Origin of the sequence: Afipia massiliensis (assembly GCF_014203115.1) — a bacterium.
Lineage (GTDB): Bacteria > Pseudomonadota > Alphaproteobacteria > Rhizobiales > Xanthobacteraceae > Afipia > Afipia massiliensis.
The window spans coordinates 23,996-48,691 of the sequence record NZ_JACHIJ010000010.1 but is presented as its reverse complement, the minus strand read 5'-3'; the positions used below and the strand labels follow the sequence as shown (position 1 = coordinate 48,691).

General features: G+C 61.0%; 19 protein-coding genes and 4 pseudogenes. 10 read left to right on the top strand and 13 right to left on the bottom strand.

The features are described 5' to 3' along the window. The first annotated feature begins 568 nt into the window (after nt 1-568). On the top strand, nt 569-1,273 hold the full coding sequence (locus HNQ36_RS24510; protein WP_246395526.1) for a Spy/CpxP family protein refolding chaperone: 705 nt from the start codon (nt 569-571) through the stop codon (nt 1,271-1,273). A 162-nt stretch (nt 1,274-1,435) separates the two neighbouring features. Here HNQ36_RS24510 and HNQ36_RS26295 read toward each other — a convergent pair. The 4 genes and pseudogenes from HNQ36_RS26295 to HNQ36_RS24495 form a co-directional block, all read right to left on the bottom strand. Continuing rightward, nucleotides 1,436-2,445 (bottom strand): annotated as a pseudogene (locus HNQ36_RS26295) (ribose-phosphate diphosphokinase). Nucleotides 2,446-2,767: 322 nt separating this feature from the next. Continuing rightward, nucleotides 2,768-3,754 carry a hypothetical protein gene (locus HNQ36_RS24500; protein ID WP_246395525.1) on the bottom strand — a complete coding sequence of 329 codons (987 nt, stop codon included), beginning with the start codon at nt 3,752-3,754 and terminating at the stop codon, nt 2,768-2,770. Next, nucleotides 3,751-3,939: an MBL fold metallo-hydrolase RNA specificity domain-containing protein gene (locus HNQ36_RS26290; RefSeq protein WP_246395524.1), complete on the bottom strand. Its 189-nt coding sequence runs from the start codon at nt 3,937-3,939 to the stop codon at nt 3,751-3,753. Before HNQ36_RS26290 ends, HNQ36_RS24500 begins: the two co-directional genes overlap by 4 nt. A gap of 11 nt (nt 3,940-3,950) precedes the next feature. Beyond that, nucleotides 3,951-4,994: an MBL fold metallo-hydrolase gene (locus HNQ36_RS24495; RefSeq protein ID WP_246395523.1), complete on the bottom strand. Its 1,044-nt coding sequence runs from the start codon at nt 4,992-4,994 to the stop codon at nt 3,951-3,953. Between the two features lie 40 nt (nt 4,995-5,034). On the opposite strand from HNQ36_RS24495, the pseudogene HNQ36_RS24490 reads away from it, so the two are divergent. Both HNQ36_RS24490 and HNQ36_RS24485 read left to right on the top strand, forming a co-directional pair. Next, a pseudogene (locus tag HNQ36_RS24490) lies at nt 5,035-5,706 on the top strand (methyltransferase family protein). Nucleotides 5,707-5,744: 38 nt separating this feature from the next. Then, entirely contained in the window at nt 5,745-6,254 is a 510-nt protein-coding gene (locus HNQ36_RS24485) for a VTT domain-containing protein (RefSeq protein ID WP_184090170.1), read from the top strand. Nucleotides 6,255-6,559: 305 nt separating this feature from the next. On the opposite strand, the gene HNQ36_RS24480 is transcribed toward HNQ36_RS24485, so the two are convergent. Together HNQ36_RS24480 and HNQ36_RS24475 are read right to left on the bottom strand one after the other, a co-directional pair. Further along, nucleotides 6,560-7,342, bottom strand: a complete 783-nt coding sequence (locus HNQ36_RS24480; RefSeq protein ID WP_184090167.1) for a copper resistance protein B — start codon at nt 7,340-7,342, stop codon at nt 6,560-6,562. Nucleotides 7,343-7,351: 9 nt separating this feature from the next. After that, nucleotides 7,352-9,394 carry a copper resistance system multicopper oxidase gene (locus tag HNQ36_RS24475; RefSeq protein ID WP_184090164.1) on the bottom strand — a complete coding sequence of 681 codons (2,043 nt, stop codon included), beginning with the start codon at nt 9,392-9,394 and terminating at the stop codon, nt 7,352-7,354. Between the two features lie 237 nt (nt 9,395-9,631). On the opposite strand from HNQ36_RS24475, the gene HNQ36_RS24470 reads away from it, so the two are divergent. Beyond that, on the top strand, nt 9,632-10,336 hold the full coding sequence (locus HNQ36_RS24470) for a helix-turn-helix domain-containing protein (RefSeq protein WP_184090162.1): 705 nt from the start codon (nt 9,632-9,634) through the stop codon (nt 10,334-10,336). A 159-nt stretch (nt 10,337-10,495) separates the two neighbouring features. Here the strand turns inward: HNQ36_RS24470 and HNQ36_RS26695 are convergent, their stop codons facing one another. Next, a complete protein-coding gene (locus HNQ36_RS26695) occupies nt 10,496-10,744 on the bottom strand; it encodes a hypothetical protein (protein WP_430641411.1) in 249 nt (82 codons plus the stop codon). On the opposite strand from HNQ36_RS26695, the gene HNQ36_RS26690 reads away from it, so the two are divergent. The 4 genes and pseudogenes from HNQ36_RS26690 to HNQ36_RS24450 form a co-directional block, all read left to right on the top strand. Beyond that, complete coding sequence (locus HNQ36_RS26690; protein ID WP_430641410.1) at nt 10,676-10,825, top strand: DUF2933 domain-containing protein; 150 nt, start codon at nt 10,676-10,678, stop codon at nt 10,823-10,825. The genes HNQ36_RS26695 and HNQ36_RS26690 overlap by 69 nt on opposite strands. Before the next feature lie 14 nt (nt 10,826-10,839). Beyond that, on the top strand, nt 10,840-11,319 hold the full coding sequence (locus HNQ36_RS24460) for a hypothetical protein (RefSeq protein ID WP_184090156.1): 480 nt from the start codon (nt 10,840-10,842) through the stop codon (nt 11,317-11,319). Nucleotides 11,320-13,122: 1,803 nt separating this feature from the next. After that, complete coding sequence (locus HNQ36_RS24455; protein WP_246395522.1) at nt 13,123-13,920, top strand: Crp/Fnr family transcriptional regulator; 798 nt, start codon at nt 13,123-13,125, stop codon at nt 13,918-13,920. Between the two features lie 202 nt (nt 13,921-14,122). Next, nucleotides 14,123-14,416: pseudogene (locus HNQ36_RS24450) on the top strand (alcohol dehydrogenase catalytic domain-containing protein); the annotation flags it as partial. On the opposite strand, the gene HNQ36_RS24445 reads toward HNQ36_RS24450, so the two are convergent. From HNQ36_RS24445 to HNQ36_RS24430, 4 genes are all read right to left on the bottom strand, one after another. Then, nucleotides 14,398-15,459, bottom strand: coding sequence for a 2-oxoacid:ferredoxin oxidoreductase subunit beta (locus tag HNQ36_RS24445; RefSeq protein ID WP_184090153.1), 1,062 nt, complete (start codon nt 15,457-15,459; stop codon nt 14,398-14,400). The pseudogene HNQ36_RS24450 and the gene HNQ36_RS24445 sit on opposite strands and share 19 nt — an antisense overlap. Next, nucleotides 15,456-17,300 carry a 2-oxoacid:acceptor oxidoreductase subunit alpha gene (locus tag HNQ36_RS24440; protein ID WP_184090150.1) on the bottom strand — a complete coding sequence of 615 codons (1,845 nt, stop codon included), beginning with the start codon at nt 17,298-17,300 and terminating at the stop codon, nt 15,456-15,458. Before HNQ36_RS24440 ends, HNQ36_RS24445 begins: the two co-directional genes overlap by 4 nt. Further along, nucleotides 17,279-19,072 (bottom strand): FAD-dependent oxidoreductase, encoded by a 1,794-nt coding sequence (locus tag HNQ36_RS24435; protein ID WP_184090147.1) that lies wholly within the window; start codon nt 19,070-19,072, stop codon nt 17,279-17,281. The genes HNQ36_RS24440 and HNQ36_RS24435 overlap by 22 nt, the downstream gene beginning before the upstream one ends. An 84-nt stretch (nt 19,073-19,156) precedes the next feature. Then, entirely contained in the window at nt 19,157-20,674 is a 1,518-nt protein-coding gene (locus HNQ36_RS24430; protein WP_347340009.1) for a DASS family sodium-coupled anion symporter, read from the bottom strand. Nucleotides 20,675-20,713: 39 nt separating this feature from the next. On the opposite strand from HNQ36_RS24430, the gene HNQ36_RS24425 reads away from it, so the two are divergent. Further along, a complete protein-coding gene (locus HNQ36_RS24425; protein ID WP_184090284.1) occupies nt 20,714-20,935 on the top strand; it encodes a hypothetical protein in 222 nt (73 codons plus the stop codon). A gap of 63 nt (nt 20,936-20,998) precedes the next feature. On the opposite strand, the pseudogene HNQ36_RS24420 reads toward HNQ36_RS24425, so the two are convergent. After that, a pseudogene (locus HNQ36_RS24420) lies at nt 20,999-22,579 on the bottom strand (heavy metal translocating P-type ATPase); the annotation flags it as partial. Between the two features lie 229 nt (nt 22,580-22,808). Between HNQ36_RS24420 and HNQ36_RS24415 the strand changes: the two are divergent. Further along, entirely contained in the window at nt 22,809-23,012 is a 204-nt protein-coding gene (locus HNQ36_RS24415) for a heavy-metal-associated domain-containing protein (RefSeq protein ID WP_184090144.1), read from the top strand. A 305-nt stretch (nt 23,013-23,317) separates the two neighbouring features. Here HNQ36_RS24415 and HNQ36_RS24410 read toward each other — a convergent pair whose 3' ends face one another. Next, on the bottom strand, nt 23,318-24,604 hold the full coding sequence (locus HNQ36_RS24410; protein WP_184090142.1) for an MgtC/SapB family protein: 1,287 nt from the start codon (nt 24,602-24,604) through the stop codon (nt 23,318-23,320). Nucleotides 24,605-24,696: the final 92 nt, after the last annotated feature.

Genomic DNA, 24,696 nt, shown 5'->3' with positions numbered 1-24,696 from the left:
GTACGCCGATCTGGGAACTCCGGCACTGCGGTGAGGCGCTGCGTGGAGCCGTCGCCCTCCAGCATCGTGCGTCGCAGCCGCTCACCAATATCCGCATCTCGTCGTCTACTCACGGGCGCGGCTGGCCAAATCCCGAAACCGGCTGCCTGTTGCGGGCCAGCAGTACGGATGCCGGTTGGATGAGGCTAAGTCGCTGCGCCCCCGGCTCCGGACGCAGTGCTCAAGATTCGTCATGCAGTATCTGAGATGGAGGACAAGGTCGGGGCGGCCTAGCGCTCTCGTCGGCAGGCAGCCTCCCCAGAGCGCTAACTCCTAAAGTTTCCATAGGGCAGGCTGTCGACCAGTCCGCCCCACAGGGCGGCTTCTCTGCCGACGAAATCTGGTTGGATCAGTCGAAGTGGCGCCGGCTCCTGCTTCGAGCCCTGGACCAGCCACGGTGGCGGCCCTGTTTTCTCAGCCCGGCTCGCCTCATCCTCGTTTGAGAGTCCGTTTGTTTCATTTTTTGACTTGGATCAAAGCAGGCGAGGCCACCTTCACCATGATCCCCTGACTTCGCGGGAGACCCACCATGCAACGGGCCAAAACCATGCTGACCTATCGCTTACCCTCCGTTCCGACGGCGTTTTTCATTCTATTGTTGGCCGGGCTCGCCACCTCTTTGCAAGCCGCACCCTCCGCTGCGGGGGCACGGGAAACGGGCGTGTTGCTGGCGATGATGGATGACATGAACAAGATGGGCGGCGCCGCCGCCACTCAGCCAGCCGCCCCCATGAGCGGTACCAGTACCATGGGTGGCGGGAATGGCGGCATGAGTGGCATGTGCTGCATGGGCTCGATGGGGAAGGCACCGGGGCCGAACGGCGCCATGGCCATGCCATCCGCTCTGCCCGGTTTTCCCGGCGCCTCCCACCTCTACCACGTCGGGGCCAGCGGCTTCTTCGTTGACTATGCCGACAAAATTGGATTGACGGTCGAACAATCGACGGCATTGAACGCGATCAAGCAGCGCTCGCTCATCGATCAGTCTGCCGCCCAGCGGAAGGCCGAGGAAGCCGAACAGGCACTCTGGATGCTAACGGCGGCCGACCAGCCGGACGCGGCCGCCGTCGAAGCAAAGGTGCGAGAAATCGAGAAGATCAAATCGGACGCGAGACTCGCATTCATACGCGCAGTCGGCGAAGCCGCCAACGTACTGACAGCCGAACAGCGAAAGTTGATCCTCGGCATGGTGCCGATGCCGGGCAGCACCTCCATGAAGAACATGGCAAGATGACCTGGGCTGAGGCACGCGTTGAGCCATCGTGTTCTTCGCGATCCGTGCCGGCCCATGTCCCGCACTACCGCCGAGGCTGAACGGTTTCGATAGCCTTGATCGCTTCCCCGAGCAGGGGCCCGATATCGATCTCGCTCCTCCCGGGACCGACGCTGTTCGTAGTCACGACCCGAGCACCGGCGCCGACGAGCAGTTCATCGGAGTGATCCGCGAACAATCCGTGGACGGCGATGCAGCCGGCGGTGACCAGCCCTGCGCCGCAAGCAGCCGAACGGCCTCGATCATCGTGTGTCCGCTTGAAATGATGTCGTCGACGAGGACGGCCGCGCGTCCCTGCCACGCATCGAGATTCCTAAGCGTAATCTTGAAGTCCCGGTCTCCATGGCGAACCTTTTCGAGAACACAGTAAGGTGCTTCGGCGTCGCTTGCCACCGCCGCAACCCACTGTTCGCTCTCACTGTCCGGGCCGATGATGAGCGGCTTCTCGATGTTCGCCTTGATCCACCGCGAAACGAGCGGTGCCGCGTGAACGACGCGCGTGGGTATCGAGTAAATTTCGCTTAGATCGCTGTACCGGTGCAGATGCGGGTCGACGGTCACCATCCAGTCGAATGCCTCGGAGATAAGATGCGCCATCTGCCGGGACGTCACCGCCTCACCGGGATTGAAGCGCCGATCCTGCAGCATATAGGCGAGGTACGGAGCGACCAACCCCACCTTCGACGCGCCAAGCTCGCGCGCGGTCGCAGCGGCAAAGATGAGAGGAAGGATTTTTCGTCCGGATGCGCCAGCGTGCAGACGATCGCGACGGATCGCTTGTTAAGATCGGTGGCGAAGCGAAGATAGGTTTCCCCGTCCGGAAATTGCCGCGTGTTCAATTCGCCCGTTTCGCAATCAAGCTGCTCGGCAAGTCCCGCCGTCAACCGCTCGTTGCCCGGCATCGAAATAAGTAGAGTCGGCGTCATCGCTCCTGGACCGTGATAATGTCGGCGTTGGCAGCGGCCATAGTCCATGGCGTGGGCAAGTTCGCCTCGCGCTTCGGCGTGAACCGTGCACAGAGGCTGCCCGGCCGAGACGATGTCGCCCGGCCTCACGTGCAGTTCGATACCCGCAGCCTTCGCTTCGGGGGCCCCTGCTAACTTTGCGAGTTTCGCGATCTTGCGGTTGTCCATCAAGTCCACGCGTCCGGATCGATCTGCAGCGAGTAGCCGGCGATGGCTAGAGCCCGGCGGCGTTCGCATGCCGCCCTGCGCCTCTCGCAGATCCTTTGAAATTTCGCCCACGCGCGGCCATTGTCGAGCGGTTGAGCGGCTAGTATCGCTCCTCGTCCGTCCTCGGCCAAGTCGCCCAGTTCGATTAGCGCCCCGAGGGCGACGGCCCGGTTCCGGAGATCGCGCGGTGCTGCTGGCAGACATTGGAGAACAGCCAGAACATCGTTGGCTTCCAGCGCCGGCCCTATGCCCCGGCCGATGGGTTCAGTCCCGTCCCCGGCGATCACCCTTGCTTTGATCCCGAACGCGTCGGCAACGGCGACCAGCCCGGCCGACAAGGCGTCCGCCGCTTTCCGGCTCCGGACCTTGGCGGTCGGACCCGAGAATGAGGTGCGTCGAGCCGGCGGCGATTTTTTTGGACAGGACGGATGCTATCATTTGGCCCTCGGAGTCCAGGTCGAGTGCGCGTTCGATTCGGATCAGGATGTCGTCGGCGGGGCTGAGCCTTATCGCGCCGCCCCAGACGATGCATCCTCCTTCTCGTTCGACGACGCGATGAATGTCCGGAATGGCCAAGTCCCGGCGCCATTGTTTCCATGGTATCGGCCGTGCCAGCCGGCGAAGTGATGGCGCGAGACGACGTTTTCGGCATCGTCAACCCTAGGGCCGCGATGATGGGCACGATGATCGGAGTAGTCCGGTTTCCGGGGAGCCCACCCACGGAATGCTTGTCCAGCACGATCTCCGCGTTCCAGGACAGCCGCCCGCCTACGTCCACCATCGCCTTGGTCAGTCCAAGAACTTCGCCGTGGTCGAGCGGACGCGCAGCGCACGCGGTAATGAACGACGAGAGGTGAATGTCTGAATACTTCCCGTTGACGATGTCCGCGGTGACGGAAAGCAGCGCCTCGTCACTCAGCCCGTTTCCATAGATCCGGCTTCTGATGTGGCTCAGCGATGCCAGCGGATCAGGATGGCTGATCGCGATGGTGTCTCCGTCGTTCAGCTCGAGCCGGCTCCAGGCCGATTCGGACAAGGCGGCCTCGTCATGAGCGATCAGATCGTTCGTGACCTGATACAGTGTGGCGATGACATGGCGTTCTCCGGCTCGCAGCAGAAGCCGATTGTGCGCGATAAATCCCTCCGACCGGCAGACTGCGCACTCCTTGTGCATGAAGACGACGGGTTCGTACTGCGTATCGACGCCCAGGCGACGTACGCGCAGCCGGTGCCCGTCGGGCGCCTGCACAACCGGCCGAAGTTCGCTCATGCCAGGTCCACCTGTTGGCCTTGAGCGGGTATCACGCAGGCCCAACCCAATTCCTCTTCAATTCTCTTGCGTAAGGCGTCCGAGGCGCTGAACTCCCCATGGGTAATGAATGTCCTGCGTGGAGGACTCTTAAAGCCCTTCAACCATCTCAGGATCTCTTCGGCGTCTGCGTGCGCTGAGAGCATCTCCAGGTTCGTTACCTCCGCACGAAGCGGCACATATTGTCTGTGGATTTTGATGCCGTCAGCGCCGGCGACCATGGAAGCCCCCTCGTTCCTCCGGCCTGGAAGCCGGCGAATGGAATCGTATTCCTACCGTCCGGTGCGTAGCTTTTTAGATGATGCAGGACCCGGCCGCCGGTCGCCATTCCGCTGGCCGAGATGATCACCTTCGGCATGGAGTTGGCCATGAGGGCCTTTGATTCTTCGACGCTTTGCACGTAGTGCGCGACGGCGCAGGAATCGCGGCATTCGCGCTCCGTAAGTCTATGATCGGCCACATGCCTGCAGAAGATCTTGCTTGCATCGACGGCCATCGGGCTGTCGAGGAATATCGGGATGTCCGGCAAGCGTCGGGAAGCCTTCAGACGGTGCAAGTGGAACAGGAGGCTTTGTGCTCGCCCCACGGCGAATGCCGGGATGATCACCGTTCCGCCCCTTCCAACCGTGCGACCGATAACTTCCGCAAGAGCATCCTCGGGATCCTTCGTGTCGTGCCGGCGATTTCCATAGGTCGACTCAACAACAACATAGTCGGCTTTCGCAACCGCAATCGGATCGACCATGGTGGCGTCGTCGTAGCGGCCGAGATCGCCGGAGAAGAGAATGGTGTTGCCGTTCCAGTCAAGCTGGATGGAAGCCGCGCCCAGGATGTGACCCGATCGTCGAAGCAAGGCAGCTCCGCCCCCGGGGAGGTCTAGCGACTGCTCGAATTCGACCGGCCTCAACTGCTTCAGAGAACTTAAGGCATCTTTCAAGGTATAAAGCGGAAGCGCAGGTTTGTGCTTGGCGAAGCCATGACGATTGGCGAATTCGACATCCTTCTCCTGCAAATAACCGGAATCCGGCAACAGGACCTCGCACAAGTCAGCGGTTGCCGCGGAGCAGAAGACCGGCCCGCCAAAACCTTGCTTGATCAGTAGCGGCAGATAGCCGGTGTGATCGAGGTGGGCATGCGTGAGCAGGACTGCAGCGATCCGATGGGGATCAACAGGGAAGGGCTCCCAATTCCTCAGGCGCAACTCGAGCCGCCGGCCAACAAAGCACCGAAAGAAAAATACCGTGATCGACTCACCAGCTTACGGTCTTTGGGCCTTGCCCTCGTCAACTCGGTCGTCTTCATCCTTTTCGCGTACAGCTTCTTCAAGCCTCAAACGACGCGGGACTGGCGGTCCTTCGGCGCATTCAGCGGGTTTCTTGTCGCATTGTTTGCCGAGATGTACGGATTTCCGCTTACGATCTACTTCCTCGCCGGCTGGCTGCAAAGTACCTATCCTACCGTCGATTGGTTTTCGCACGACGCGGGCCACCTGCTGGAGATGATCTTCGGCTGGAAAGCCAATCCGCACGCCGGACCATTCCATTTTCTCAGTTTTGTCTTCATAGCTGCAGGGTTTTTTGCTGATTTCCGCGGCTTGGAAGACCCTCTACGAAGCTTAGCGGCAAGGCGTCCTAGCAACGACAGCGGCTTATGGCTACGTGCGACATCCGCAATACGTCGGGTTCATACTCGTCATGTTCGGATTTCTTGTGCAATGGCCTACGCTTCTCACACTCGCGATGTTTCCGATGCTCGTCGTAATGTACGTCAAGCTGGCGAAAAATGAGGAGCGCGAGGCGCTCACAACTTTCGGAGACAATTACCGAAGTTACATGGCGGATGTTCCCAGCTTCATTCCGCGCCTATCCCGGCTGCTGACTGGCCACGCGCAAAAACAATCCGGCAATGGCTAACGTCATCTCGATCGCGCGAGATGACGCGAGGGACGCAAATGATTGTACACGCGATGGCCAGGCGAGCGTTAGCTTACATTGTGCGGCAGGGAGAACGGCCTGAGTTTGCGCCTCTTCTGGGTACCCTTTCGTTCCTGGCTACGATCACTCTCACGGTGCCCGTGGAATGGCTTGTCGTCGTTGGTACGCTAACTAACAGTCGACGTTGGCTCAGTGTTGCGGCATGCGCCGCGGCGGGGAGTTCACTCGCAGCAATTGGATTCTATTTTGCCTTCCATCACCTGGGCTGGAGCATGTTGGCGGAACGATACCCGGAATTGGCGGCCACGCCCGCCTGGCTACAGGCCTCCGACTGGATCTCGCGATACGGCCCGCTTGCACTGTTCGGGCTAGTGGCGCTCCCGCTTCCCAAGCTACCTATGCTCGCGGTCGCAGGCCTCTATCGATTGCCAATTCAAGAGGTCGTCATCGCGATCTGGTCCGGGAAAATCATAAAGTACACTTTGTATGCGTACGTGGTGACCCGTTTCCCGGGAATCATCCGTTGAATGGTTCATGCGACATGAGACCATGAGTTCGCTTCTCATGCTATCCGCAGGCGCTGCGCCGGCTGTGTACGGCTTTCGTCGTGCGTTCGCTCACCGCCGACGGGGCTTGTTGCGTCTATCTCCCAAATATGGAGGCTGAGGGGCGGACGCCGGCGGGATTGGCTGGCTATATGCGCGGGGGCCTACTTCGCTTGGCCAATACCTTCTGTCGGAAATTGTAGCACCGGCTTCCGCGTTCGTGGACGCCGCGAGGAGCGGCAACAAGTGAGAAATCGCGAATAGTCTCTTCATCCATCATGCCTCGATCACCACAGCAGCCGGACTCCGGCCACGAAATTTACGCTCGACGGGGGCTTCTGATTGCGTTGGGCGATCGAGGCGGTTTCGCCTACCTTGCGATCCCAGCTTACGCCGATGTACGGGGCCACGTTGCGGGTGAACTCATAGCGAAGCCGAGCACCCAGTTCGAAGTCCGTAAGGCCGCTCCCCAATTCCAGCTCAGGGACGGATTGCAGTTGCAGCCTCAAATCGATACGCGGCTGCAAAATGAGGCGGTTGGTGATCAGTAGATCGTACGATCCCGTGAAGGACCCGGAGATTTCTCCCTTTTGGCTGATATACGCGTCGGCATCGATTTCAAAGAAGCCTGGCGCCAGGCCTTCGATCCCGATAACAGCATAGGTACGCGAGGGTTTCGGCGAGACGTCGTGACGCACGCCGACCTGGAAATCGAAGAAATAGCTGATCATTCGCGAATAGAGGGCTTGGATCCGGGCCTCATCGAATTTTTGGCTACGGCGGTCGAAGGCACCCTCCGACTTGAAGAAGAACTTGTCGTAGTCGTTTCCGACAAATGCCTCCATGTCCCAGCGGGCCCTTTCGTTCCCGCCTAGGCTATTCCATTCGAGCTTGTCGAAGCGCACGCCGCCGAATAGCGCCTGATCGGGGAAGCTCGTCGTGGGCGCGTTGCGTAACCCTGAATACAGTATTTCCTGAGAATAGGCTGGCCCGGTTTGAGCCATGGCGGCGTCACCCAGAATGGCGGAGCCGAGAAGGCAGCCGGCTAACAAAGCGAGCACGGATTTCATGTCGCCCTCCTATTTCAACGAGGCTGTTTGGCGGACGACGTTGACCTGACGCATCATGCCGGCTTCCATGTGGTAGAGCAGATGGCAGTGAAACGCCCATGGCCCCTCGGCATCCGCCGGGATATCGACGTCCAACGTCGTACCGGGCTTGATATTGACCGTATGCTTCTTTGGATTGCGCGCGCCGTTTCCGACCTCCGGCAACATCCACGTCCCGTGGATGTGCATCGGATGGTTCATCATCGTTTCGTTGATGAACCGGAACCGCGCACGCTCCCCGAAGCGCAGGACAATCGGCTCGGCTTCGCTGAACTTGCGTCCATTGATCGACCAGAAGTACCGCTGCATGTTTCCGGTCAGGCGGATCTCGATGATGCGGTCGTACTGCTTGTACGGATAGGGATTTAGCGGCCGCAGATCACGATAAGACAAGACCCGCGTCCCTGGGGGCGCGCCGGTGTCGTTGGCGATCGGATCGGGCATTGTCTGCTGCATCGGAGGCCCGGCGTTCGGCATGTCTTCGCCGCCGTGAAGTACGTGCGCCTGCGGGCCTTGCTGCACGCCGCCCGTGATTGTCATCGCGTTCCGGCTCGGCCCGTCTGACTGCGATATCATGCCGGACGTTGCGCCATGTTTTTCTTTCGGGGTGAGCATCCGGTTTTGCGTCCCGCTGTTCATCCCGGGCATACCGCCGTGATCCATTCCCGGCATCGGAGAAGCTTGAGGAGGCTTTCCGGTCTTGGCCTTCTCCCCTTGGCCCTTTCGGGCGGGGCTCGTCTTCGGCATGCTCATTCGCTCGGGCATCCCGCCGCCAGGCTGCGCCCCCCGTTGAGGGCCGGCTCCGGACATGCCGCTCATGTCACCCATTCCCCCAATCGCCATCGCGACCGGATCCTCCGGCGCTACATGACCCGGCATGTCCTGTTCGGGACGAAGAGTCCCGCGGTCGCCGCCTTTCGGTCCGGGATTCATGGCCATGTCGGACATCTGCATGAGAGGACGTAGCCGATGCGGCGGCAATTCTCCGACCATGCCGGGCCGCGGTGCCAAGGTCGCCCGCGCAAAGCCGGTGCGATCCATGGGCTCTCCGACAATGGTGTAAGCCCGATCTTCGGTGGGCTGCACGATGACGTCGTAGGTTTCCGCGATGGCGATCCGGAACTCATCCACTCGCACGGGCGAAACGTTGTTCCCGTCGGCCTGCACGACGGTCATCTTGAGGCCCGGAATACGGACGTCGAAATATGTTGACGTGGAAGCGTTGATGAATCTCAGACGGACACGTTCGCCAGGCCGGGCCAGCGCGGTAAAATTTCGCTCTGGCGATTGACCATTCACCAGGAACGTATAGCCGGCCACATCCGCAACGTCCGTTGGGTCCATGCGCATGAGCCCCCAGGCTACCCGACTATTGACGATCGCCTTTCGGGCCTCGTCATTTGGAGCGTTGCCGAGCTCCCGGATCAGGCCGACCAGCGTTTGTCGGTTGTAATTGTACCAACTACTGTCGTTCTTGAGATTTCTGATGATGCGCTTAGGGTCTTCGTCCGTCCAATCCGACAACATGATCACGTAGTCGCGATCGTATTTGAAGGGATCGCGCTGCCTCGGCTCGACAATGAGCGGGGCGTACATCCCGAGCTGTTCCTGCTCGCCGGACGAATGACTGTGGAACCAATATGTACCCGTTTGCCGGACTTTGAAGCGATAGGTGAACGTTTCGCCGGGTTTGATACCGTCGCCGTAACCCGGCGAAATGCCAGGTACGCCATCCATTTCGGGCGGAACGATCAGTCCGTGCCAGTGGATCGAGATGTTCTCATCCAGCCTGTTGCTGACGTTGATGACCGCATCTTCGCCTTCACGGAGTCGCAACACCGGTCCCGGGAGTTGCCCGTTGATGAGCATGCCGACACGTTCGCGTCCCGTGACATTCACGACGTGGCGCTCGACGGTGATTTCGTGAGTACCAGCTACCGCCGAGACCGTTCCCGCGGTCAGAAACAGCCACGCAACGAAGGATTTGCCAACCGTACGCCATCGGTCATACATCGGAAGTGTGCCTTGTCATTGCATGGGGGAATGGTGGTCACCACTTTCAAGGTCATCGTATGAGCAAGACGGAGCGAGAATTTTGATCTGCATCAATAATGGATGCGGCTTTCGGTGGTCTATGGCGACACGTGAACGTCTGCCGGAATGCAGTGGCATCCGGGACTGCCGCACGCGCCTTACCGCATCTGAGCCGTCGGATGCCGCGCCTGGCCTAGACCTCTAAAGGATAGTTTCATGTTAGCTAAGGCTAAGGCCTTCCCCGAGCGATGCTCGGTCAACTGCTACGACGACTGTTCCTTGCCACAGGCACAATCAGTCGCACGGAAGTCGCGTGAGATCGATGAGCCGATCGCGAAAATGGGACGGCTAGTGCATTACAGACGAGGCGCGGAGATCTTCGGGGAAGGCCAGCCAGCCGAATACGTCTACCGAGTTGTCAGCGGGGCGGTTCGAACATCGAGAATTCTGAACAACGGCCGCCGTCAGATTTGCCAATTCTATCTGCCGGGCGACTATTTCGGCTTGGAGGCTCACAACGAGCAGGCCACCTCCGCTTTCGCAGTCAACGACAGCCAGATTCTAGTCACGAATCGTCACACGATCGCAAAGCTGACCTGTCGCCGTCGCGATGTAACGCAGCAGCTCATGAGAATCGCGAGCAAGGAAACCAAGCACCTCCAGGATCAGATACTCCTGCTGACGAAGACCGCCGAAGAACGCATCGCCTGGTTTTTGCTCCAGATGAGCCAGCGCACGGATTCCGCTAACCTAGTTAACCTTCCGATGTCTCGTCAGGACATTGCGGATCATCTTGGTTTGACGATCGAAACTGTTTCTCGGACGTTGAAGCAGCTTGCAAGAACCGGTTGGATAAAGCCGCTAGGCTCGCGCCGGATCCAGATCGTCAGGCGGGATGCGCTTACGCGCCTGGTTTCCTGACAAGCCACGTCGTCACCGGGAGCAGCTTTCAACGGCGGCCGCAGGACCGGGCCGGGCCTTCGGTGGCTCGGGCCTGCCTGGAGAACAACCATTATATGTTGGCGGTCCGATTTTAGGAGTTGCGGCAGTGGCGGTATTGGAATGTGAATTTGACGTGGGTCAAAGCGTCTGCGTGGGTTGCTGTTCTGATTGGCTTTGACTGAAAATCCACCGGCAGGAATCGGGATGCAACCCAGCGGTGACGCCGACGGCGATCGAACGTCGAAAGCTGCTTTCTTCACATCGCCGGCTGGCTTGGCGCTGCTGGTTCTGCTCGCCGTCGCTGGTACGTATCTTTGGATGGAGCACCGAGCCCATCTTCTGGGCGCGCTGCTTTGGCTCCCGTTGCTCGCGTGTCCCCTTATGCATCTATTCATGCATCATGGGCACGGACGCCACCAAAAGCAGGTGGGATCCAGACCTCCTCCGGACGCCGGTACGCCCTCGTGACTACGCGGGAGACAATGCGCACCGGTGGGGGTCGGACGATCTCCTCCGTTCTATTGCTATTGTTCGGGATTATCTTGGTGATGGTGGGCGCATATTTTTGGTTCATTCGTCCGCCTTTACTGCCCGAGGACCTGCGTTATCTGGCCACGTCGCCAGCCACGATTGACGCTGCCGTTCCGAATCTGGAGACGTGGCTTGGCTACGTGTTCCACGTACTGGGCGGTTACATCGTGGCGAGCGGCATCCTGACGATCGCTTTGGCCGGGACCTCTTACCGCGAACATCGTGCAAGTGCCGCTGTCGCTGCTGCAGTGGCAGGCGCGGCTTCGATCGGCTTGATGAGTGCGGTCAACTTTTCGATCCAATCGGACTTCCGATGGGCTCTTTTGGCGATGGCGGCGCTTTGGGCAAGCAGCATCTTGATGTACGCCATCGAGGCATTTCGTGCGTCGCGCGCCGACCCGGCGGCCGCCATTCCCTCGCTGCGCGGCTAAGAACTACACTATTCGGAAGCGGCCATCCTGGAAGCCACTGCGGTGGAGGTGTTCGCGTTTGCGGATGATTTCGGAAAACTCTCTTCGCATATGGCCGGGTCGTCCATGATGATGATGGGATGCCTTCGCAGATGCAGCCTGGGCAGATGGAACCTGGACGAATGCAGCCGAGTCAGATGCAGCCACCTCGCTCGAGAAACTGATTCTCGAGCGCTGGCGAGATTGTCTCACGATTCAACCAAAGAGTGGCGCTTTAAGTGCGTTGCTCCGGGGTATCTGAGCGCCAGGCGACCTGGGGGACAAGTGAAGAGATATCCGATGAACGCAGAGACTTCTCAAAGCAGGTTTCATGCGGTCCGCCCAAGGAAGAAACCTCTGCGGGCGTTCCGAAAATGCAGAGCCTTGCGCTGCGAATTGGGGGGATGACCTGCGACCACTGTCCACCAACAATAGAGAAGGCGATCGCAAACATTCGGGGGGGTGTCCGCCGCGAAGGTCAACGCGGCGATAAAAATCGTGCGCATTGAATAGGACCCGGGCCGCGTGAAGATCGGCGACCTTCTCAAGATTATCCGGTCGATCGGCTATGCTCCTGGAACGGCCACCACACGGTTACCCATCGAAAACATGCACTGTAGCTCGTGTGTGATCCGCGTAGGGTGATGAACTCCGGGTCCACATCGCTGTTGTGTCCGTTCTTCGGCAAGTTAAACTGGAAAACAAAGTCACAAGCTCGTCGACTGGACAGCTACAAGCGCCGAGGCGAACGTCGATGCAGGCAGCGTGTAATCTTCACTTTTCGGGCTTATCAATGAATCCGCAGATAATCTGTCTGGGCCTCAATTCCAGAACAAGGTCGCACATCGATTTCGCGTCCGAATGGTTGTGATGGTGTCTTGGTGATCAATGCTGCCGATGGTTTGAAGGAATTTCATCCGCGGGAGCACAGCAATACACGATGCTGCAGCCGATCGGCTGGATGGTCCCACGAGTTCCCTTCGTGCGTTCAACATTTATGAAGAATAGGTGAAACCAAGGACACGAGACTTTAACCTCGATCAGACATCGCGTCTCTCACCCTTTTTTGCGGTTCCAAGATCGGCAGGAATTGATGCAGATCAAGACACCGCGGCAGCAACGACTATTGAATAAGAAGAATTACGGGGGGTATTGTAACCTAGAAAGCTGGACGGGCGCGGAATGTTTGCCTTGTCAACGCCAAAATCTGGCCGATTTCGTAAACTCGCTTGTAGAGCGTTGCGCGACGTCAGGCGTGTGGCGGGCTGGGCGGCCCTCGTCGCGGCGGCGCTGACGTTGTTCACGTTCGTGACCATCAAGCCCTCGCAAGCGTGCCCGGAACGCAATAACCGCGCACCACATTCTACACAACATGTGGCCAAGTCCATCGCGAAACAGTCGGTTGCAGTTTCACCGCTCGTCAAGTTTGTTTTTAAGGGCGGCGGCTGTTGTGGCGACGGGTCAGGCCATTGCCACGGCGTTGGAGCGGGCTCGGGCTGTCCTACCTGCACCGCAGGTGTGCTCGCTGCGGGCTGGACCATTGCTCAGACTCTCATTCTGCATTTGGATTTTCCGCTTCTACAAACACGTGCACCTTCAATCGAATTCGACAGTCAGTTTCGACCTCCCCGAATCATTCTCTGATCAAGCTCCCGATTGAGTACGCCATCGCCTGCTTTCGCGGACGGGTGGCGCTCGATCGGGAGGCTTTGCGCCGCGGGATTCGGTTTTCGAACCCGCCCTTGAGGAGAGATGTGAGTTCAACACACTTCGGGAGTCGTGAAAATGCTAAACTCGATGAGAGTAGCGAGAAATATCCCCCACCATCGTCAGGCCAGTCCGCTGCATGGGGATGGCTTCGACACTGATCACGGAGCATGCGTATCGTGTGCAGCCGACCGCTACAGGTCGGCCGACCGTCAGATCAAAGCCGGATGTGATCTCTTTCGCGCCGGTGAGAGAGGCGACGCGATATACAGTCTCGTCAACGGGTGGGTCGCCCTCTATAATTTGGTCGCGGATGGTCGCCGGCAAATTCTCCAATTCGCTCTCCCAGGCGCCGTGCTGGCCTTTATGCCCGCACCGGGCGCGGTGATGACCTATAGCGCGCAGGCCCTTACCGACGCGATCATCGGCATCATTCCGCATGAGAATCTCGGACGTCTTTCAAGGGATAATCCTGAGATCGGAATACAACTTGCGAGCGTGATCTCACAAGATCGTAGCTTCGCCTACGACCATTTGTCCAGCATGGGTCGACGTTCGGCACGAGAGCGAGTGGCATACTTGCTCCTCGAACTGTTCGTTCGATCCCGGCTTCGCTGGCCCGGACATCGCGGTGAAGAAATGTATCTACCGTTGACCCAGGAGCACATTGGTGACGCGACGGGCCTCACCAACGTTCACGTCAATCGAGTGCTCCGAGACCTACGAAAGGAAGGAATTGCCGAATGCCACTATCGACGCCTTCGGATTCTCAATCCGGATAGACTCGTTGATGTCGCTGGTATCGACCCTCACGTTGCGCTGTCGTGGATCAACAATGATTCGTCGAATGAGGTAGGTGCGCCGTACTCGCAGTAGGCTAACTCAGCCATATCCTCGTCAACAATGCCGGTATCACGCGGGATGCCATGTTGCACAAGATGACCCCCGCCAGCAAGATATTGCTTTGGGGAGCGGCCGCCGAAGCCACAATGCTCGACTGCTCTTTACCCCCGATCAATGTTTCGCTTTGGTCAAGCCGAGAGACTACTGATGCATGATCGACACAAGGAGGTCTTCAATGGCATTGATGCGAGCAGCCGTTTTTGTCGAACCTGGCCGCATTGTCCTTGATGAAAAGTCGATTCCAGACATTGGTCCGCTTGACGCGCTCATCAGGATTACGACCACGACGATTTGTGGAACCGACGTGCATATTCTCAAAGGTGAGTATCCGGTGGCGAAAGGTCTGACCATCGGTCACGAGCCGGTCGGGGTGATCGAGAAGCTCGGCTCTGCTGTTTCCGGTTTTCACGAGGGGGAGCGCGTCATCGCCGGCGCGATCACGCCGAGCGGTTATAGCAATGCATGTCTTGCATTGATCTCCTCTAATCGTGCCATGCGCGGGCACAGTTCCTTTTCCGAAAGCGCATTGAGAGGCGTATCCGTCGTGTTGAGATCGGCGTGCAGTTCGTCCTTCTCGCTTGCAACATATAGCAGGCCCGTCACGATCTCGGACTTGGCCTCGTGCTCGAGCAGAAAATCTATGGCGGCCCGGCGATCATGCACGCTGTATTCGGCGTTCAGCTTTCTCAGCCGGAGCCAGGACCCGTCGTGCTGTTGAACCAATTCGAGCTTGCCGGGCTCGTAGTCGACCGTGATCGGCGCGCGTCCGACGATCACGTCCAGCCGATTGACCGCGATGTTGTGCTCGCGGACATAATCATAGCTCTTGGTGGAGCCCTCATGGTTGTTGAAGGCGACACAGGGCGAGATGACGTCGATGAAGGCCGCGCCTTCGTGCTCGATCGCGCCCTTGATGAGCGAGACGAGCTGTGCCTTGTCGCCGGAGAACGAGCGGGCGACGTAGCTCGCGCCGAGCTGGAGCGCCATGGCGGTGAGATCGATGGGCTTGTCGATGTTGACGACACCCTGCTTTGATTTCGATCCGTCGTCAGCGGTTGCGGAGAACTGGCCCTTGGTGAGGCCGTAGACGCCGTTGTTCTCAACGATATAGACCATGTTAACGCCGCGGCGCAGCGCATGGGCGAACTGACCAAGCCCGATCGAGGCGCTGTCCCCATCGCCCGACACGCCAAGATAGATCAGGTCACGATTGGCGAGGCTGGCTCCCGTCAGGACCGACGGCATGCGTCCGTGCACCGAGTTGAAACCGTGGGAATTCCCCAGGAAATAGGTCGGTGTCTTCGAGGAGCAGCCGATGCCGGAGATTTTGGCCACCCGGTGCGGTGCGATCGACAACTCGAAGCATGCCTCGACGATCGCCGCGGTAATAGAATCGTGGCCGCAGCCGGCGCAGAGCGTGGAAATTGCCCCCTCATAGTCGCGCCGCGTATAGCCGAGTGTGTTTTCGGGCAGTGCGGGGTGATGGAACTTCGGCTTGGCGAGATAGCTCATGCGACCGCCCTTTCACTGTGCTTCGGGGCCCCGCCGAGACGGGCGGCGATGGCGGCGGCGATGAACCGGGCGGTGATCGGCGTGCCGTCGTAGTGAAGCACCGGTATCATTTTCGCGGGGTCGACGCCGCATTCGGTGATGATTAGGGTGCGAAGTTGGGCATCGCGGTTCTGCTCGACGACCAGGACCGCCTCATGGGCACGCAAGAAATTCTCGACATCGCGGTTGAAGGGAAACGCCCTGACCCGCATCCGGTCGAGCGCATGGCCATCGGCCTCCAGCAGATCGGCCGCCTCCTCCATGGCGGGCGACGTCGAGCCGAAATAGATCACCCCGTAGCGCGAGGGGGTGCTGGCCAGGGTGACCACGGGGCCGGGAACAAGATCCTTTGCGGTCTCGAACTTCTTCAACAGCCGTTCCATGTTGTCGACATAGGGGCCGCCCTCCTCAGTATAGCGTGCATAGCGGTCCCGGGTCGTGCCGCGGGTGAAGAAGGAGCCCTTGCGCGGATGGGTGCCAGGGTAGGTGCGGTAGGGAATGCCGTCGCCGTCGACGTCGAGATAGCGTCCGAAGTCCTTGCCGGCGTCGAGATCGGCTGCGGTCATCACCTTGCCGCGGTCGTAGACCCGGTCGTCGTCCCAGCGCAGCGGCGCGCAGAGCCGATGGTTCATGCCGATGTCGAGATCGAGCATGAGCAGGACCGGCGTCTGCAGCCGGTCGGCGAGATCAAAGGAGAGGGCGCTGAACTCGAAGGCCTCCGCCGGACCCTCCGGGAAGAGCAGGACATGCTTGGTGTCGCCGTGCGAGGCATAAGCCGCGAGCAGGATGTCGGACTGCTGCGTGCGCGTCGGCATGCCCGTCGAGGGGCCGCCGCGCTGAACGTCCATGATCACGGCCGGGATTTCGGCGAAATAGGCCAGCCCGAGAAACTCCTGCATGAGCGAGATGCCGGGCCCGGAGGTCGGCGCAAACGCCCGCGCGCCGTTCCAGGCGGCGCCGATCACCATGCCGCTGGAGGCGAGCTCGTCCTCGGTCTGGATGATGGCGTAGCGCTTCTTTCCGGTCTCGGGATCGATCCGGAAGCGCGCGCAATAGGCGGAGAAGGCGTCGGCGATCGAGGTCGAGGGCGTGATCGGATACCACGCGCAGACCGTGGCGCCGCCGAACACCGCGCCGAGCGCCGTCGCGGAATTGCCGTCGATGAAGATGCGCCCGCCGACGGCGTCCGCGCGCCGGACGCGCAAGCCAATGGGACAGGGGAGATTGTCGACCGCCCAGTCACGGCCGATATGAAAAGCCCGGACATTGGCCTCGATGAGGCGCTCCTTGCCCGCGAATTGCCGGCCGATGAGCGTGTCGATCTCGTCGGTGTCCATCTCGAGCACCGCGGCGAGAACACCGATATACATGACGTTCTTGAAGAGCTGCCGCTCCCGCGGGTCGCTGTATTCCCTGTTGCAGATCGCGCCCAGCGGAGCGCCGAGGACGGTTATATCCTCGCGGAATTGGGATTTCTGAACGGGCCGCGTCGAATCGTAGATTAGGTATCCGCCCGGTTCGAGCCCAGCCTGGTCCTTGGCGAAGGTCTGGGGGTTCATCGCCACCACGAGATCGGTTCCGCCGCGTGCGCCCAGATAGCCGGCCTCGCAGACGCGAACCTCGTACCAGGTCGGAAGGCCCTGGATGTTCGATGGGAATATGTTGCGCGCCGCGACGGGCACGCCCATTCGCAGCACCGCCCGCGCGAACAGCTCGTTCGCGCTTGCGGACCCCGATCCATTGGTGTTGGCGAAGCGGACGACGAAGTCGTTGACGCGGCTTATCGGGAGCGTGTCGGGCATGTGTCACCTGCATGGGTCATGTCGATGAAGTATTTCTGCATGCTCCAGGCGCCGGTCGGGCAGCGCTCGGCGCACAAGCCGCAATGCAGGCAAAGATCCTCGTCCTTCACCATGACGCGCCCAGTCTTCAACCCGTCCGCGACGTAGAGATCCTGGAGTGAGTTCAGTGCAGGCACCCGCAGCTGCAGGCGCAACTCCTCCTCGTTCTGAACGTTCTCGGTGAAGGTGATGCAGTCCATCGGGCAGATATCGACGCAGGAATCGCATTCGATGCAGGACGGCCCGCGGAACACCGTCTGGACGTCGCAGTTCAGGCAGCGACCCGCCTCGGCGAGCGCCAGGGCCGGGTCATAGCCGAGTTCCACCTCCGTGCGGATGTCCTTGAGGGCGGTATCGTTGTCGCGCGAGGGCACCGGGAAGCGGCGGTCGAGCGTGACCTCGCTGTCATAGGTCCACTCGTGGATGCCTAGCTTTTCGCTCTCGATTTGCACGTGAGGTAACAGGCGTTCGTTGATGTCCTCGCCAGACAGTAGGCGGTGGATCGACAGCGCCGCGTCGTGGCCGTGGGCGACGGCGCTGATGATGTTTTTCGGCCCCCGTGCCGCGTCGCCCCCGAAAAACACCTTGGGGTGGGTCGAGGCGAAAGTGTTTTCCGCTACGATCGGCATGTCCCATCTGTCGAAGTCGATTCCGATATCGCGTTCGATCCACGGAAATGCGTTCTGCTGACCGATTGCAATCACGACCTCGTCGCAGTTGATCTGACGCAGCGGCTCGCCCGTCGGAACGATCTTGGAGTGGCCGTTTTCGGTGACGGTCGTGACCGGCTCGACCAGCAAGCCCGTCAGGCGACCGCCTTCGTTGATGAAGGCTTTGGGCGCGAGACCGGCCGAGATGGTGATTCCCTCATGGAGGAGCGCTTCCTTCTCCCAACTTGCCGCCGGCATATCGTCGAAGCTCTCGCGGACGACGACGATGACGTCCTCGCCGCCGAGGCGCCGGGCAGAGCGTCCGCAATCCATGGCGGTGTTGCCGCCGCCGATGACGACGACGCGTCGGTCCGTCTTCGTCACGTGCTCAAACGACACCGCCGCCAGCCAGTCGACCCCGACGTGAATGCCGGCGGCCGCCTCTTTCCGGCCAGGGATATCAAGATCCCTGCCGCGCGGGGCCCCCGAGCCGATGAACACGGCATCATAACCCTCCGAAAGAAGCGCCTTGAGGCTGTCGATGCGCTTGCCGGAATGAAAGGTGACGCCGAGATCGAGGATATAGCCGCATTCCTCGTCAATCACGAAATCGGGTAGCCGGAATTTCGGGATCTGGCTGCGTATCATGCCGCCGGCCTTGGGGTTGCCGTCGAACACAGTGCAGTCATATCCGAGCGGCGCGAGATCGCGCGCGACCGTCAGCGAGGCGGGACCTGCCCCCACCAGCGCGACGCGCTTGCCGTTCGTGTGGGCAGCCGGCCTGGGGAGGCGGGCGCCGATGTCGTCCTTGAAATCGGCCGCGACCCGCTTGAGTCGGCAGATCGCCACCGGCGCCTCTTCGACCCGGCCGCGCCGGCAGGCCGGTTCGCAGGGCCGGTCGCAGGTGCGCCCGAGGATTCCCGGAAAGACGTTCGATCTCCAGTTGATCATGTAGGCGTCGGTATAGCGGCCCTGCGCGATCAGACGGATGTATTCGGGAACCGGCGTATGCGCCGGGCAGGCCCACTGACAGTCCACGACTTTGTGGAAATAGTCAGGTGCGGAAATGTCCGTCAGTTTCATCTTATCATCTCCTGCATCCGGGGTGTCTTCACGCGCGACGTCAAAGGTCCGCCGCCAAGACTGGGTGCAGGGTGCTGCCGGATCTCAGACATAACCGATCCATTTCCAGTAAGTTGCGCCAAGCAGCATGACGAGCGCGAAGGCAATCACGGTGAGCACGAGGCCGGTGCGCACGAAGTCCTTCGCCTCGAAGGTCTCGGTTCCGTATGCGACCATGTTCTGCGGCGCGTTCACCACGAGGATGAAGCCGAAGCTGACGACGAACTGCAGCAATATGGTCATGCCGATGATGTTGATGCCGGGGATCGATACGCTCTGCAGGACTGCGATGACGATGGGGATCATCGCCGAGGCGAGTGCCGTCGCGCTGGCGAAACCAAGATGGATTAGGATGAGGAACAGACTGAGCACGGCGAGGATGAAGAGAGAGGTTCCGCCGGCGAGCCCGAACCGCTCCACCACGATGCCGGCGAGCCAGACCGCACCGCCCGTCTGGAGAAGAGCAGTGCCGAGGCTGATGCCGACGCCGAACAGGATGACCGTGCCCCAGGGAATCTTCGGCTGCGCCTCTTTCCACGTCATGATGCCGATGCCGGGCACGAACATCAGCGCCACCGCGGCCACCGTCGTCGACGAGGTGTCGAACGGATGCAGCACCCCTTCCGTTGCCCAGAAGGCGAGCAGGGTGAGCGACAGAGTGAGCAGCTTCTTTTCGGCCGTCTTCATGGGGCCGAGCTCGGCAAGCGATTTGCGGATCGCCGCCCGTCCGCCCGGCACTTCATCAACCTCCGGCTTCATCATCCGCGTCATGACGAAATAGAGCACCACCGTCATGATGATGGCGAAGGGCGCGGCGGCGACGAACCATTCCAGCCAGGTCACGGTGTAGTTCAGCGTCCGCTCGATGAAGCCGACGGCCACCATGTTCTGGGCGGCGGCCGTCTTGATGCCGATATTCCAGATGCTGGCGGTGTTCACCGTGGTGATCATCAGCATGCCGGCGAAGGCACCGTTCTTGTTCACGCCGAACGCCGCGATGATGCCGAGCATGATGGGAACGATGCTGGCCACGCGGGCCGTGGTGGAGGGCACGAGAAACGCCATCACGATGCCCACGACGATGGCGCCGATGACGACGTCGCGGCTGCGGGTCCCGGTGCGCGAGAGGATGACGAGGGCAATGCGCTTGTCGAGGCCGGTTATCGTCATCGCGGCGGCGAGGAACAGCGCCGCCGCAACCAGAACCAGCGCAGTATTGGCGAAGCCGCCAAAGGCCAGGCCGAGCCCTCTGCTGGTGCCCATTAGCGCGTCGGGATTCGTCAGAGAGGGGGACAGCCCCAGCAGGAACGCCATCAGGGCAGCGATGATCAGTGCCGAGACGGCGTAGTCGACCGCTTCCGTCATCCATACGATGACGGCGAAGGCCAGCACCGCCAGCATGCGCTGGCCCGCGACGGGCAGCCCCTCCGGGGTTGGGAGCATGATCACGAGGACAAGCGCCGCAAGGCCCATAAGCAGGCCCCAGTGCGACCGGAGCCAGGATGGCTCCTGAGACGCGCCGCCGGACCCGGTCGTCGAACGTGACTCGGAAGGCGCTTTGATATTGCGATCTATCGTTCCGGACACGATGTCGACATCCCCTTGCGTTGCCTGCGCAAACACTGGCAGCGGGGAACACCGGAAACCTTAATCGATATCAAAGAATCTACTGACCACAGCATTAGACGGACTGGGCGTTATGCGAACAGCGGACTGAAGAACTTTCTTGGTATGGGCTGTCTTGAAGATGAAAAAGGAATCGTGAGCCTGTTGATCACCGGTATCGCCGGCTCTGTTGTTCGCGATTTTCGAGTGGTGGATTGATTAGAGAGATTCTAAGGAATGCCATTCGCCCGGCGTCACCACGGCTGTCGGCGACCAGCCATCCAGGGACAGCACATCGGACTCCTGGAACCCGCCAACCACCGACAGGTCGGTCAGTTCGGGCCGACCGTTCGTCAGCGTGCCAGTCTTGTCGCGGGCGATGGCTTTCGCGCCCCTCAGCGTCTGGAGCGCTTCGCCCTTGCGGAACAGAACCCCCATCCTTGCGGCTCGCCCGGTCCCGACCATGATCGAAGTCGGCGTGGCGAGACCCATGGCGCAGGGGAAGGCGATAATCAGGACCGCGACACTGCTGACCAGCGCGAAGGCAAGCGCCGGATCGGGACCAAACACCAGCCAGACGACGAAGGTCAATGCCGCGATACCCATGACGATCGGAACGAAGACGCCCGTCACGCGGTCGACTAGCGCCTGGATCGGCAGCTTGGAGCCCTGCGCCTCTTCGACCATGCGGATGATCTGTGCCAGCACGGTGTCGCCGCCGACCTTGGTGGCGCGGAAGGTGATGCTGCCGTCTTGTTGATCGTGCCACCGACGACTGCCGCGCCCACGCTCTTTTGGACCGGGATCGGCTCGCCCGTGATCATGGACTCGTCGATGAAGGACGAACCGTCGAGCACTTCGCCATCGACCGGCACGCGCTCGCCAGGACGCACCTGCACGATGTCGCCGACTACGACCTCGGAGAGGGAAACCTGCACCACCTTCCCGTCGCGGAGGACCTGCGCGGTCTTCGCCTGCAGGCCCACCAACTGCTTGATCGCCTCGCTCGTGCGGCCCTTTGCGCGCGCCTCGAGCCAGCGGCCGAGCAGGATCAGCGCAACGATCACAGCCGCCGCTTCATAGTAGACGTTATGGGTGCCTTCCGGCAGCAGCTGAGGCGCGAAGGTGGCGACCACGGAATAGGCCCAGGCCGCGCTGGTACCGAGGCTGACCAGCGTGTTCATGTCGGGGCCGCCGCGCAGCAGCGCCGGGACGCCCTTGGTGAAGAAGCGCAGGCCTGGACCGAACAGCACCAGCGTCGTCAGGGTAAACTGCAGATACCAGTTGCCCTGCTGCCCGATGGTCTCCATCACCCACATATGGATCGCGGGAACCAGGTGGCTGCCCATTTCGAGCACCACGACCGGTACGGTGAGGACCGCTGCAAAATCTCTCCGGCGTTGACACAGCAGCGCGTTGCGCAGCGAACGCATTTCCCGCTCGCGCTGAGCGGCTTCCTGGTCCTTGGCGACCGCTCCGTTCGTCACCGCGCGCGCCATAGCCGGCGCTTGCGACTGCGGCAATCATGTCTGAGGTGGAAACAGAACCGCCGAGATAGTGGATGCGGGCTTTTTCAGTCGCCAGGTTGACCGAAGCATCAAGAACGCCGGGAAGCGCCTTTAAGACCTTCTCGACGCGTCCAACGCAGGACGCACAGCTCATTCCTTCGACGACGAGTTCCGCCGTCTCGCTACCGACCTCGTAGCCGGCGGTCTTGACCGCGCCGACCACGGCAAGCGGCTCGGGTTGCGCGGAGAAATCGACCTCGGCGCGCTCCGTCGCGAGATTGACCGAGGCGCGCGTCACCCCTGACAGTGCCTTCAAGGCCTTCTCGACTCTCCCCACGCACGACGCACAGGACATGCCTTCGTTTCGTAGCCGCAGTGTGGCGGATGGAGCGTCGAGCTCGGCGAATGCGGTTGAGGTCGGCATGTCGTCAGCTCCTTGAATCACTGCTGACCGCAAACATGGTGCTTCCAACAATGGGAAGGTCAACGCCGATTGGTGCAATTTTTCGGCGGGCAGACCTATTGACCCTCCCATTGTTGGAAGCCCCACCTTCACTCATGCAAGACAAATCAAGGAGAGTGCCATGGTCTATTTGAAAATCTCCAACATGAACTGCGGCGGCTGCGCTGCAACCGTCACCAAAGCCCTTAAGAGCATCGACGCCGACGCCAGGATTGACGTCGATCAGGCACTGAAGATCGTGAGACTGGAGAGCAGGGCAGGCGTCGAACAAATCAGCGCGGTGCTCAGATCCGCAGGCTATCCTGCGGAGGTTCAACCCGGCTGACGCTCTCTTCTCCCGGGACAAGGATAGGCGCTGGTCCGTTGGCATGAAGCGGACCGGCGCTGTGGTGCGTTGTCGGAGCGGAGATGCTGGGAGCCGCACACCATTCCGGAGCCATCCCGATGTGCCGTGAAGCCGAGCTCAACGATGCCGAGATCACCGACCTGTGCTCTCAGATCATCCCGTCCGAACAACATGAGATCGAGCAGACGAGGGGAATTCGGCCGCGGCTTCAGGCACGGAGCTCCCTCCTCGGCAAAGTGGCCGCCCGTGTGCAGGGCGACGGAATATGCCCGCGCGTCGTCCATTCAAGACCCGGTCACGGCTGACGGACCCGGCCACTCGAAATGCGGCAGCGTCGCAAAGGCGGCGTAGCCGAGCGCTATGGCCACCACGGTGGCGCCCGCCAGCGGGAGCCAGAAGCGAACCGGCCCCGCAACGGCGGCGACGGTCAGGCGGCCAATGGCATTCGTGGCGAGCGCCAGAAGCACGGCGTGTCCGACCGCCTCCATGGTTGCGGGTTGTCCGAGCAACCGCAACGCGCTGAGCACCGCCACGTCGACGTCGAACATTCCCGAGATGGCGGAGGTCGCCACCATCCCGCTGCTGCTTCCGACCGAAAGGGCCGCGCTCACGGTGGAGACGACCGCGAAGAGCGCTGCAAACAGGATCAGCGGCCCCACCTCGAAGGGGTTGCGCGGCGGTTGCGCAGCTTCACCCGAAATAGTGTGGCGCGACAGCAAGAGGAGAATGCCGCAGGCCGCGAAACCGCCGATTGCGGCAAGAATGGCCAAGCCCGCGACTCCTAGCACCGACGGCGCGACGATGGCGACGATTGCGGTGACTCGCATCACGGATACGCCCGCAGCGAGGATCGCGGCACCTGCCAGCGGCCAAGGATACGTTCCGGTCTTGGCAGTTCGCGCCAGCGCCAACGTTACGGCGGTGGACGAGATGACGGCCCCAGCGAGACCACTGACCAGAGCGCCACGGGTCGTGCCGAGCGCCCGGACTGCGATGTAGCCGAGAAAGGAGATCGCCGCCGTCAACACAGTGAAGAGCCACACCTGCTGAGGATTGAAGCCGCCCCAGGGATCGACGGCTCGAGCGGGCAGCAGCGGCAGGATGATCGCCGTCATCACGGCGAGCACCAGAGCCGAGCGAAGCTCGATCCAGGAAATCCGCCTGAGAAGCCCGTGCAGAAGATCGCGACTGGCGAGAACGGTAGCGAGCGCAGTCCCACCAGCGGCGGCAGCGCGTTGGTCTCCGACGACGGCAAGCGCACCCAAAGCGAACACGCCAAGCCCGGCAATGATGCCGGTCACGCTGTAATCCTCGTCGTGGAGGGATTCGCGCGCCTTGTACCATGCGAAGACCGCGGTGAAGGCGAGAAAGCCGGCGATCAGGATGGAGGGGGCATCAAGGCTGGCGCTAAGAGCCGCCACCACGCCGCCGAGCAGTCCGGAAATTCCGTATGTTCGGATGCCCGCCGCGCGCCCGCCATCCGGTGTTTCGCGTTCGCGCCATCCACGCTCCAGGCCGACGAGCAAGCCGATTGCAAGTGCCAGACCCAGCTGCAGGATCAAGGAATCCATGGCCTGGCCCGTAATGGATAAGTCACGTCATCAGCGTACCTGATCATGACGGCCGCCTGTTCATCTGAGCAGCACCTTGTCGCACCGATAGA